Below are 12,124 nucleotides of genomic sequence, written 5' to 3' on the forward strand. Positions count from 1 at the left end.
TTCCGCTATAGAGCCGTTAAAGTAAAGAGAAAAGACCTCTCATGTACTGCGTAATGGATTAGAATCTACGCTGCATATGAGAGGTCTTTCTAAAGCGTCGGCTATTGTACATTGTCCGGCTTTTCTAATGGAATAAATGTACCCAGAACCCCCACTACCTTTATTCGTTGCCCCATAATTTCGGTTTGAAATAACCGAACGACTCCGTAATCGGTCATCGTGGTTCCTTCGCTGATCAAACGCTCGCCGAACAGAGATAGCCCCAAACCTTTAAAAGGATTGGAGGGCGGCTTGTCTGACACCTTCTCCAGAACCCAACTGTTATACTCCTCTTCAGAGGGCTTTGTAACCGACATAACAACAGCCAATGCCAGGATCGTTAATAGGGCGATCGCCAGCTTGATCCAAGTCTGTTTTCTCTGCTTCATATTCTTCTCCATTTCCCTAGTAGACTGTTTACAACGGGTTCGGATTACACGAGGGTGATATATCGGACAGCGTGAATCCGTTTGAGGCTGCTTTAGTCTCGTCGATCGCTAAGCTGGAAATCACTTGAAAACCTTGACCCTTCAAGGGTCAAGGCTTTTATTATGAAGAAATTATGCATTTTCGTTGGCTTCTCGTTTTCTTAGCGTTAGCGCTATAAGAGATGGAATAAACAAGGGAAGCAAGACGAGAACAAGAATGATTAACCCGATGATAACCACTGTCGCGAGCTGCATCAATACGGCTACATTTGATGGATATAACGCGCCGAATGTACCGATCAAAATAATGACAGCAGACATGATAACCGAACCCATATGCGTCAATGCTTTAACGATCGCCACTTTTGGGGGCTCGTTATGATATTCCCTAAATCGCATCAGAAGGAAGATACTGTAATCCACACCTAGGGCGATCAACAAGATAAAGGAGAAGAACGGTACAGCCCATTCCGTTCCCGATGCATGACCAAAGCCGAATTGATAAATCCACTCCGTTAAATTGATTGATGTGAAGTAGGCAAGGACCAGAGAAATAATCACGTAAATCGGCAGCAGAATGGACCGGAAGAAGATCACAAGAATGATGCCGATGCCAATCAGCATGAAGATAACAGTTCTTGTAAATTCGCTCTTGTTCAATTGATTTAATGCGGCATTGTCCGCGCTTACCCCGGCAGTTCCATACTTAGCAGATTGAAATTCCGTTCCTTCAAGCAGATACCCCACATTCGTATTGATTTGATTAACGGTGTCAATCGCTTCCATGGAATAAGGATTATCGCTTAAAATAATAGTCCATTTCGCAATGGTCTTATCTTCAGACAGGTAGTTATTTAAAGCGGTCTTAAAGTCGGCGTTTTTAAGTGCTTCTTCCGGTGCAAAAAAAGCGCTCGTATCCGATTTTCCCAACTCATCAAGATATTGTTTTGCATCGGCAAGACCGGAATTGACCTTGTTTAATCCATCGACGCTGTCATCCAGCCCTGTTTGCAACGTACCCAAAGAGGTGGTGAGACTTTCAATACCAGTCTTCATCGACTGTTGTCCATTATACAGTTGATCCAGGCCTACTTGCAGTTGAGGGATTTGCGAAATAACCGCTGCTTGGCCGTTCGCTCCTTGCTCCAATCCGTCTTCGAGGGACTTTTCGGAGGCTGCAAGCTTGGCCGTTGCGCTTGAGATCTGTTTTTGACCATCCGCGATTTTCGCCAGTCCATCATTAGCGGCCTTCAAATTGACCAATGCTTCTGTATATTTGCCATTCAGTGTCGCTAAACCATTTGAAATTTCGGTCAAGCTTGCTTTTAATTGTTTAATGGAACCATTTAACTGCTGCATATCAGAATCGCTTTGGAGTTCCGTATATTTTTGAGCCAGGGTGTCGGTGTACGATTGGATGGCATCCACAAGCTGCAGGGTCGCGCTTAGGCTCTTTGCTGTGCTTGAATATTGGTCACTTATGGTGGATAAACCGGTGTAAAGTTCTTGGTACCCTCCCAGCACCTGCAGAGTAGAAGCGCTTAATTCATTACTGCTGTTTTCGAGTTGCATCATTCTTTCCGTAATTTGCGATGCGCCGGCTTCTCCTTTCCGCATTCCTGCCTCAATAGAGGTTAAGCCGTTCGATAGCTTGTCAAGATTTTCGTTAATCGCCTTCGTTCCTTGAAGCAGTTGATCGATATCTTGAGCGTTGGATGAAGTATTTTCATCCTTAAGACGGGAGCTTGCTTCTCCTAATCCGTCTTGAATTTCCGAAATTCCTTCTATGCTCTGTTCTAATCCGTTGCTTATAGTTTGGCTTTGGTTTTGCACGTAGAATTCTTTTATTTTCTCGGATTGCGGCCTTGTTGCACTGTATACCTGTTTGACGCCTTTCGTATTCGCAATTTCCTCTGTAATATTATCGATCATCGCCAAGCTCTGTGCATCGGACAAATCATGATTCGATTCCAGGACGAACGTTGCGGGCATCGCTTTGCCTGGTGAAAAAGCGTCTTGCAGGATGTTGAATCCTTTTACCGAATCGTAAGACGGGTCAACCTGGGATAAGGTGTCATAAGAAACCTTTCCGTTGTAAAGCATGGCATTGGGAAGGGTAATGACCACGGCAAGGACCGCAAAAAGAACGGGCTTTCTTACCGCATAGGTTCCAAGAAAATGCCAAAATTTATTTTCTTTATGTCCCTGCACTTTTTTTATAGGCCAGAATAGTTTCTGTCCTAAAATCGCCATACAGGCGGGAACAAACGTGGAAAGGACGATAAGAAGTATGACGACCGCGACGGCGACTGCTCCGGCAGAACGAAAAACGTTAAAACCCGATAAAAATAAAGTGCTGAATCCGACTATGACTGCAAAGGCACTGTAATAGACAGTTTTACCTGCTGTTTTATAGGTTGCTGCAATGGCGGAAAAGGTGGATTCGTGGTGGCCAAGCTCTTCCTTGAATCTCATGAACAAGAGAATGAGATAATCCGTGCCGATCCCAAACAAGACCATGATAAGGAAGGACTGAGTAATGATTGATAATGGGAAATTATAGCTTTCCCCCAAGATCGCGATCAGGGAGAGGGAACTCAAATACGTAATGCCGATCCCCAATAAAGAAACGATGGGAGCAACAGGGGATCTAAAGACAATGATCAAGACAACAACGATGAACAGAATCGTCACCCATTCCGATTTTGAAACACCTTCTTGGGTGGATTTGTTATTATCCTCCGTGATAGCGGATCCTCCCGTGATATAGTGCTCTGTATCGATGGGTTGCAAATAAGAATCAATCGAGTTCCTGATGTCCTCTAATTTTTTATTCTCTACATTAACAGAAAAAGGTACGGTTAGTGTCTTATGATCTTCCGAAAGTAATTGCGACTCCAAGAAATCGTCGCCAATCGGATTTTGGACATCGGTGACGTAAAGCTGCTCGTTCGTCTTTAATCCATCAACTGTTGTACTGATCTTCTCGAGCTGGGCATCGGTCAATCCCTTCTCATCGTGAAAAACAAGAACAAGACTATCTTCCTTTGAATTTGCTGGTTTTTCATTATACCGATCTAAAATTTCCAGTGCCTGCTGGGAATTGTATTCCTTCGGAATTTGCGGTGATCCTTTTTGGACGACCAGTTCTTCATAATTTGGCGATAATGTCTGCAGTAAAAAAACCGCTATAAATATAAGTGGCAATATCAACCATCTAAGTTTCAAAATTAGTTTCAAAACCATACACCAGCCCTTTACGTAATTTTTATAAGCAATAAAATATGAACCTGAACTACAGTTCATATTAATAGCTTTAAAGTGCATTGTCAATTCTTAATCGGTATGGCTGGTTTTGCTTCGTGTTATACTGAAACAAAGGAGGGAGAAGATGAACGGATTGAATGAGAATAAATCTTCAAAGGTATCCGTCCCCCAGCAAGAAAGATCCAAGGAAAAGAGACAAGCTTTGCTGAAAAGCGGGGAGGAACTTTTCTCCAGTAGGGGGTACGATCAAGTAACGGCAAAAGATATTTGTGCTCATGCCGGCATTTCGGTGGGCTCATTTTACCGTTACTTTTCAGATAAGAAACAATTATTGCTGACTCTTTTTGAACAAACAGCACAGAGTTTTTTACCTGAAGTCATAGTGATGTCTGGGTCACATCCCTATCAAACCACAAAGCATTTACTTGAAACTTATTTATCCAAAACCGAATTTGGATTATTGAATGCCCTTCAATCTCTTGTTTTGCAAGATACTGAAACGAGAATGAAAGTAAATAAAATCATAAGGCTGGCTGAAGAAAAGCTTGCAGATCGGTTAGAGGAATTGAAGACAGTTGGGCTCGCCTGGCCGGATTTGGATGTGAAAATCGCCGCTTGGGCAGTATTGTCGATTATTTTTTCAACAAACGATCGAATTGAACTGCGGCAATCTGGCGAAGATATCGAAAGAATTACAAAGGTCATTGTTCGCATGCTATTTCGATCGGAATTTCATACAATTGAATGACAATTAGCATCAGATGAATCTAAATTTGTTACGGTGAAGAGCTAATCATTGATGGTGGTTGAAGTTCCAAGTAATTATAAATAGTGTGTAACTGCAAAAAAGATGAGATTATTTTAAATTAAATAGATCTCATCTTTTTTGTTGTAGTTTTAAACAGGCGAAGCTAACTGTGGACTCTTCAAGATCATCATAGTATGACGAGAATCATCCACGGATGGCGGCGGGATATGCGGATTATGGCGTGTGGAGATGCCTAATCCATTACATACCAAGAAGCTCATCGAACGATTCGAACAGCAGCAGCATACTTTCCATTACGCTTGAGGTACAGTGGACCAACCAGCGGCACCCCTGAATTTTATCTTTCAACAGATGCATCTCGAGAGAGGTGTTTTTTTTGTATTACAGCAAGATGTGAAAAGTAAAAGAAAGCGGGGGAGTGTTACGTTGTTATTGTTAATAGTCAACGTCATTAGAATCTGAGTGGAGGTTAGATACATGAATAACAAGCACAGCAAGAAGGAAACAAACGAAGGACTGTCAGCACTATCAATTTATCGCGGGGCAGGCTTATCAGCCATCGGGGCAGGGATTCTATATATCGTCATTCAGTTCATTCATCCTCCGGATGATCTGTCTTCAGTGAACTCAAACGCCTGGGTTCTAGTGGCATGCTTAACCATGGTCATGTCCCTCTTCAGCCTGATCGGACTTACAGGGGTTTACCTGAGACAAGTAAGAGAGGCAGGGTGGCTTGGTCTGATTGGTGTTCTCCTGTTCGGTCTGTTTTGGCTCATTTCACTGGCTTTCAGCTTCGTCGAAGCCTTTGTTTTGCCGCTGCTCACAACTGATGCTGAAATATTTGTAGAGGGGATGGTGGGCATATTCGAAGGGACGGATAGCGGGGCTGATCTCGGAATCTTTCCAATATTGGCACCGTTAGCGGGGGGCCTGTATATGCTTGGCGGCCTGTTGCTCGGCATTGCAATATTTCGTGCCAGAGTGCTGCCGCGCCTGGCAGGTGTCCTGCTTGCTTGTGCGGCGGCGGCGACCCTCGCGACTTCGATCATCCCTCACCCGCTGGACCGGATCATGGCATTGCCGATGGGGGCAGCACTCATATGGCTGGGGTATGCGCTCTATGTCCGGTCTAACATTCTGAATCAGCAGGAAGTTTTTTGATGGGGGCATAGATGTGGTAGGTCGATTCCAGATTGTGGACGTCATCAAAAACTTGAATGAGCTCGATATCGGATTGCTCGGCTTCTTGCCTGGAGATTTTTAGAAATCTTGCGAAGTCCGTTTCGAGCACGTCACCAATTTCAAGCAGGTCTCCGGCATACTTGAACCTGGCACAAAAGATCGGCGGTACATCGACCGTAAAATAAAAAGGCTTATGAATCTGAATGTCGCATGGGATGGCGAACAGAGCCTTGAACTGGGTGGAGTTTGGCTGACAGTTAGAATAAATGACATAGCAGGGGCCCTTTATGCTCTCATCAATTTGATTTAACAGTATTTTGGCATGATCACGAATCCTCTGCTTATAATTATCCGCGGCTAAATCCACTTCAAAGGCAATTCCACTGAGCCGGATCTCATTTAACTCGGTCAGGGTAAAATCGGTAACGATATCACCGTTTATGTTCTTAATGGGTCTTTTGACTACTGCAGGTACGGGAATCGGAGAGATCGTATGAATTCCTGCTCTAAGAGAGCTAGGAGCTACACCGTAATGTCTTTTGAAAGCGCGGGTGAAGGAGGCTTGGGTACCAAAGCTGAGCTCATAAGCGATGTCCGTTAGAGACATATTATGGTTTTGAATAAATGTAACGGATGCATTTAATCTTCTGGATAGGATGTAATGGTTTAGCGAACAGCCCATCATTGCGGAGAACAGCCTGTGAAAGTAGTATTTAGACATGTTAAAGGTGGTGGCAACGGATTCTACGGACAATGGCTCGTGCAGGTGATCCTCAATATGAATTAATGCCCGTTCTATTACTTCATAATGGTCCATGAATAACTCCTTTACTCCGGTGTTTTCTGGTCATTTTGTAGTAAGTATACCTTAGCCTGAGAAATGCAGTGAATTATTTTTGTTACATTGTCATTTAATAGTTCTTTTATACCATATATGATCAATATTTTTCATTTACTGACTACCTATTTCGGTGTTATACTACACATTGTTGAAAAATAGAATTGCCAAAAAATGTCGAATTGAGGCTTTAATAGGATGGTCATAGGGAAACTAAAGGGCTATGTCATTATTCTTATTCCTTCATTTGAGCCGGATGAAAGACTATTGTCCTATGTACATCAATTGAGAGAATATAAACTGAATCATATTGTTATCGTGGACGACGGATCTGGCGATGAGTACCAGCCGATTTTCAGGAAATTAAGTGACAACGGCTGTTTTCTCTTGCGCCATCACGACAATCTAGGTAAGGGCACTGCACTTAAGACCGGATTTCAGTATATTGAGCAGCATTTCGATGGGGTCTCCGTCGTAATAACTGCTGATTCTGACGGTCAGCACGCTGCAGAGGATGTATACCGTCTTGCCGAAGAAGCGAAGCGCCATCCAGATGCACTGGTACTCGGGGTAAGAAACTTCAGTGAGGGAGGGATACCGCCGAAGTCTTTGCTGGGCAATCGGATTACTTCCTATATATTTGCCAAGCTCTATGGCAAGCAGCTTTCAGATACACAGACAGGGCTTCGTGCCTTCGGACCCGAGATGCTTCCTTTTATGCAAAAGGTCCAAGGCACCCGATTTGAATACGAGCTGCAGATGCTTATCTCCTGTATCCAATCTGGTATTTCAATTCACACCCTAAGCATTCAAGTCATATATGAGAACGGAAATGCCGGTACCCATTTCAAAGCAATTCGTGATAGTGCACGAGTGATGTTGGTGCTGCTTGCAAGCTTCATGAGATTTATTACTTCTTCGATTACAAGTGCTGTAGTCGATTTGGGAATTGCATGGCTTTTGATCGAGTTGTTGCGCCCTGTTATGGGCGAACAGGATTATTTACGAATTTTACTAGCAACAGTGATTGCAAGAATGATGTCTATTACAGTCAACTATCTGCTGAATAGGCATTTTGTATTCTCTAAGGAGAATAGCCAGGGCAGTTTATGGCGCTATTTGACACTTTGTGGATTTGTGATCTTGCTCTCCAGTACCGGAGTTTATTTATTCCATACCGTTTTATTCTTGGATGAGAAAATAGCAAAATTGTTCTGTGATGCCATACTGTTTCTGCTCAGCTTTCAAATGCAGCGACGGTGGGTATTTGCAGTAAGGAGGAAGCAGCTTTAGTGCAAAACGAGAAGCGGCAAAATGTGATGTTTGTCGTCACGATGATCCTGATGTCCATCTATTTGCTGTGGCGTTTGATATTTACGCTGCCATGGGACCAAGGTATTTTGAACATGGTTTTCGGCATTCTGCTGATTGGTGCCGAAGTGATAACGGTACTGACCACCTTTGAATTGTTTGTTCAGAAGATGCAAAAGGAACGAACACAGCTCGACTTACCGACAATTCCGCCAGAATATTATCCGGATGTAGATGTGTTCATTGCCACGCACAATGAGCCGGTTGATTTGTTATATAAAACAGTCAATGCTTGTACTTTTATGGAATATCCCGACAAGCAGAAGGTGCATATTTATCTGTGTGATGACGGGGGGCGTCCTGAGGTCGAGGAGCTGGCTAAACAATTTGGCATCGGTTATCTTGGGTTCCCTGAAAATAAAGAGGCCAAATCAGGTAACTTGAATAATGCACTCAGCAAAACCTCTTCCCCGCTCATTGCAACCTTTGATGCTGACATGATTCCACAACATACCTTTCTAATGAAGACCGTTCCGTACTTCCTGCTTCCCAAGTTTATTGAGGAGAATGGGAAGTGGCGGCTTCGCAGAGAAGATGAGCTGGAAGATAATTTCAAACTCGGACTGGTTCAAACACCACAGAGCTTCTATAATCCTGATCTATTTCAATTTAACCTTTACGCAGAGCAGGAAATACCTAATGAGCAGGACTTTTTCTCAAGAGAAGTAAACATCTTGCGTAACGCCTCCAATGCTGTAGCCTATACCGGGAGTAACACTGTCATTTCTAGGCAAGCCATGGAAGACATTAATGGTTTCCCCTTAAAGACCATTACCGAAGATTTTGAGACTAGTATTCGCCTGCAGCAGGCAGGCTATATTACTTATGCAACTCAGGAGGTTCAGGCTGCTGGACTGACTACGACTACCATTCCAAGTATGATCAAGCAGCGTACCCGCTGGGCAAGGGGAATTATCCAAAGCCTGCAGAATACTCGTGCTGTCTTCTCCAACAAACTTCCTTTTTGGACAAGATTGACCTACTTAAGCAGCTTTCTGTATTGGTGGTCCTTTTTTAATCGGTTGATTTTTATATTAGCGCCTATTTTATTTGCACTGTTTGACTTCCAAATCGTAAACACGGGCTTCTGGGAGATCGTAATATTTTGGCTTCCATCCTATTTCTTCTATAGTATGTCAATGCGCTATCTGTCGAGCAATATTCGCAATCAGCGCTGGAGTCAGGTCATTGATACCATATTTATGCCGTATTTAATTATGCCTGTACTCCTGGAAACCTTGGGTATTCATGAACGTAAATTCAAGGTTACGAACAAGAACAAATCTGCCGGACGACAATGGATAACTTCATTCTTGTATGCATTGCCGCATATTTTCCTGCTTCTTCTTTCGATTGCAGCCATTTTCCGGTTTACGCATGGCAAGTATGGCTTAGCTCTGTTCTACAGCAGTGTGATTATTTTTTGGCTGCTTCATAATCTGATTGCTATTTTCTATGCCCTCTTTTTCATGCTCGGCCGTCGTGCTTATCGGGAAACAGAGCGTATTCAGGCACAAGAGGAAGTTACTATACACTACAAAGAAGGCAATCTAAACTATAAGGCTAGAACGGTAGATGTATCGGAGAATGGGATCGCGTTAATTGTATCAGATCCTATTTATCTTCCACAGCAGACGGAGATTTCAATGGTTGTGAGAACGGAACGCTATGAGGCCCATCTTGACGCGGTTGTAGTGTATGTAAAAAAGGATGGAGAGAGCTGGCGTTATTCTGCTAAGGTTCAGCCGATATCGGAGGAAGATAAGCGTCAATATATGCAAATCATCTATGACCGAAAGCATTCGTTGCCAGAGCAGATGAATCTGTGGGATACGGCTTACGACGATATGCTCCGCAATGTAACCAAACGTATAGTCAAACCGAGATCGGATCAAAGAAAAATGCCTAGGATTTCAATTCAGCTTCCCATCATGTTTACCAATGGTGCTGGTTGTACGCTGCGCAGCTTCAATTACCGCTTCTTTTCCGTCTCTGGTCTGCAGGGTAATATTTCAGCAGGAACAGTAGTTACTTTCTATACAAAGAGCAATATTGAAATCATTTTGCAGCACACAGGAAAAACGACAGCTGCTCATCACGAGATTTTGTTCTCTGTCGAGAACATCGACGATATTGTGGAGCACGGTCTTATCGATCAACTGCTGGATGACCTACTACGTCCACATAACGAGAGCTTGATTAAAGAGTTTTAGGAGAGATTATTGAAATGCTGATTGTGCTTCAAATGTTGACAGGAGTCTTATTGGTATTCTCCTTTGTGGGTTACATGCTGCTTATACGGAAGACACTATCACTGAAATGGGAGTTCATCCCAGTATTTGTGTTCTCGTCCATTGCATGTATCGTTTTCTTTAGCGGCTTGGCAGGGCAGCTCTTTATTGGCAGTCTTGTCGTTATGATTGTAGGTCTGCTCGCTTTTGTTTTATTATTGCTGTCCTGGCTGCGCCAAGGTGCTTCATTTCGTATTTCTTTTTCCATATTTCAGATTTCATTTCTTATAGGAAGCTGTATCTTTCTAATCATGTTATTCCAGAACAAATTGACGCACTATGATAATTTTTCCCATTGGGCTGTTGTCTTGAAGCAGTTGCTCAGCACAGATGCTTTTCCGACACCAGAATCCAATCTCATCGATTATAAAAATTATCCGCTTGGTGTCACGTCTTTTCTTTATTATGTATGCCGATTTGCGGGTCACTCCCAGTCCATCATGCTGGTTGCACAAGGGCTTCTCATCTTTTCCTGTTTTTATGCTATGTTTGGCATCGTATCGGAGAAGAGGCGTTTTCTTCTATATGCATTTCTTGGGTTGGGCTGTTCTGCACTTTCCTATTTCAATCTGACCATCCGGATTAACAATTTGCTTGTGGATTTTTTGCTTCCGATTTATGCGCTTGCGATCTTTGCCGTAGTTCATCAATATCGTAATGATATAAAACGAGCCTGTCTTATAGTTCTACCTCTTGCGGGTCTGTTAACCATTATAAAAAGCACGGGTATTATTTTTGCGGCAATCGGCTTACTCTACTTGGCATATCATTGGTTGATTCGCTCGGATAATCGTAGCTGGAAAAATACACTTATTGTTGTTGCTGCGTTTTGCGCTGCATTACTCCCTTACTTCGGATGGAGCTGGCGTATGAAGACCATGTTCCAGGGGGTAGAGAATAAATTCGATGTTGCTGCCTCTGGTCTTGAGCTGGTGAAGACCTCAGAGCAAATGAGTGAGATTTTGTCTCTTTTTCTTAGTTCCAGTACTGATCTTGCCACACGTCCAGCAATAGGGATCGTCATTTTTCATCTCTTAGCTATCATTGCTTCTGTGTTTGCAGCTGTAGTGCTCAAGAAAAAATGGAACTTGTGGAAAGTGCTGATAGCACTCGATGTCGTCCTCTTGCTCTACTATGCAGGCATTCTTGGGCTATACATTTATTCTATGCCACTGGATGAGGCGATCAGGCTGGCGGGCTTTGAGCGATATGCATCAAGTATAGTAGTACTCTTCGCCGGCGGGCTGGTGCTTTGTACAGCTGTGGATATGGAGCGATCATTCCACTATAGAATCGGTGAAGTGCCTGACTATCGTGCATTTAAGAGTGTCAAAACAAAAGGGTATTACCAACAAGGCATTATGATCTGTACAGCTGTTGCCGTCACCTTGCTGTTATCGGAGTACAATGGGATTGTCTCCATCGCCAAAAGTTATGAAACCACACTTCCATACAAAATTTATTCAGTTACCGGTGATCGGTGGTACAAAAATGGTCAAGAAGATGACAGCAGGTACCTTTTTTACGGATCTGATGCGGATCAGCAGGTAACGAACTATTACATGCAATATGTCGGGAAATATTTCTTGTATGCTCCAAATGTGGATGGAATCGTTCTGTTTTATGAAGACAATATGGACAATTTGTTAAGCGGGTATGATTATCTGGTCGTTGTGGAGACCGATTCCGATGCCACACGGTTGTTAAAAAAGCATTATGATGTTGACATGCAGGAGGGCATCTATAAAATTACCCGTTCGGGTGAACAGATCGTACTTACCTTGGTCTGACTGCCATAAGTGAAAGAAAAAGAAAGACCATTTGCTTGGATAAGAGCAGATGGTCATTTTTTCGTTGAGGCTGACTACAAAGAAGGGGAGATTTGGGGAAACAGGGCACTAACACACTCCAAGCTTTGAGTGAATAAATTCCATTCTTA

8 protein-coding genes are annotated in these 12,124 nt (G+C 43.1%); 5 read left to right on the forward strand and 3 right to left on the reverse strand.

From position 1 onward, the window contains the following. Window positions 1–101 precede the first annotated feature (101 nt). Both ACFQ3J_RS16595 and ACFQ3J_RS16600 read right to left on the reverse strand, forming a co-directional pair. Window positions 102–428, reverse strand: coding sequence for a DUF4359 domain-containing protein (locus ACFQ3J_RS16595; protein WP_251583101.1), 327 nt, complete (start codon window positions 426–428; stop codon window positions 102–104). A gap of 171 nt (window positions 429–599) precedes the next feature. Continuing rightward, window positions 600–3,674, reverse strand: a complete 3,075-nt coding sequence (locus ACFQ3J_RS16600; protein ID WP_251583099.1) for an MMPL family transporter — start codon at window positions 3,672–3,674, stop codon at window positions 600–602. 184 nt (window positions 3,675–3,858) lie between these two features. Between ACFQ3J_RS16600 and ACFQ3J_RS16605 the strand changes: the two genes are divergently transcribed. Both ACFQ3J_RS16605 and ACFQ3J_RS16610 read left to right on the forward strand, forming a co-directional pair. After that, the gene (locus ACFQ3J_RS16605; protein ID WP_091159965.1) at window positions 3,859–4,482 is read left to right on the forward strand and encodes a TetR/AcrR family transcriptional regulator; all 624 of its coding nucleotides are present in this window, start codon (window positions 3,859–3,861) and stop codon (window positions 4,480–4,482) included. Window positions 4,483–4,980: 498 nt separating this feature from the next. Next, window positions 4,981–5,664: a hypothetical protein gene (locus tag ACFQ3J_RS16610; RefSeq protein WP_251583097.1), complete on the forward strand. Its 684-nt coding sequence runs from the start codon at window positions 4,981–4,983 to the stop codon at window positions 5,662–5,664. Here ACFQ3J_RS16610 and ACFQ3J_RS16615 read toward each other — a convergent pair. After that, window positions 5,633–6,502: a helix-turn-helix transcriptional regulator gene (locus ACFQ3J_RS16615; protein ID WP_251583095.1), complete on the reverse strand. Its 870-nt coding sequence runs from the start codon at window positions 6,500–6,502 to the stop codon at window positions 5,633–5,635. The two genes, ACFQ3J_RS16610 and ACFQ3J_RS16615, sit on opposite strands and share 32 nt — an antisense overlap. Before the next feature lie 219 nt (window positions 6,503–6,721). Between ACFQ3J_RS16615 and ACFQ3J_RS16620 the strand changes: the two genes are divergently transcribed. Genes ACFQ3J_RS16620 through ACFQ3J_RS16630 form a run of 3 tightly spaced genes read left to right on the forward strand, consistent with a single transcriptional unit; the run spans window position 6,722 to window position 11,975 of the window. Beyond that, the gene (locus tag ACFQ3J_RS16620) at window positions 6,722–7,816 is read left to right on the forward strand and encodes a bifunctional glycosyltransferase family 2/GtrA family protein (RefSeq protein ID WP_251583093.1); all 1,095 of its coding nucleotides are present in this window, start codon (window positions 6,722–6,724) and stop codon (window positions 7,814–7,816) included. Then, the gene (locus ACFQ3J_RS16625; RefSeq protein WP_251583092.1) at window positions 7,816–10,107 is read left to right on the forward strand and encodes a glycosyltransferase family 2 protein; all 2,292 of its coding nucleotides are present in this window, start codon (window positions 7,816–7,818) and stop codon (window positions 10,105–10,107) included. The genes ACFQ3J_RS16620 and ACFQ3J_RS16625 overlap by 1 nt, the downstream gene beginning before the upstream one ends. 14 nt (window positions 10,108–10,121) lie before the next feature. After that, on the forward strand, window positions 10,122–11,975 hold the full coding sequence (locus ACFQ3J_RS16630) for a hypothetical protein (RefSeq protein WP_251583091.1): 1,854 nt from the start codon (window positions 10,122–10,124) through the stop codon (window positions 11,973–11,975). Window positions 11,976–12,124: the final 149 nt, after the last annotated feature.

The sequence above is a fragment of the Paenibacillus provencensis genome, assembly GCF_042678545.1.
In the GTDB taxonomy this organism is placed as follows: Bacteria; Bacillota; Bacilli; order Paenibacillales; family Paenibacillaceae; genus Paenibacillus; species Paenibacillus provencensis.

What these genes read in the sequence shown, in the direction of transcription:
- ACFQ3J_RS16595 (WP_251583101.1), bottom strand. Translation starts at nt 428, where the DNA reads ATGAAGCAGAGAAAACAGACTTGGATCAAGCTGGCGATCGCCCTATTA.
- ACFQ3J_RS16605 (WP_091159965.1), top strand. Translation starts at nt 3,859, where the DNA reads ATGAACGGATTGAATGAGAATAAATCTTCAAAGGTATCCGTCCCCCAG.
- ACFQ3J_RS16610 (WP_251583097.1), top strand. Translation starts at nt 4,981, where the DNA reads ATGAATAACAAGCACAGCAAGAAGGAAACAAACGAAGGACTGTCAGCA.
- ACFQ3J_RS16615 (WP_251583095.1), bottom strand. Translation starts at nt 6,502, where the DNA reads ATGGACCATTATGAAGTAATAGAACGGGCATTAATTCATATTGAGGAT.
- ACFQ3J_RS16620 (WP_251583093.1), top strand. Translation starts at nt 6,722, where the DNA reads ATGGTCATAGGGAAACTAAAGGGCTATGTCATTATTCTTATTCCTTCA.
- ACFQ3J_RS16630 (WP_251583091.1), top strand. Translation starts at nt 10,122, where the DNA reads ATGCTGATTGTGCTTCAAATGTTGACAGGAGTCTTATTGGTATTCTCC.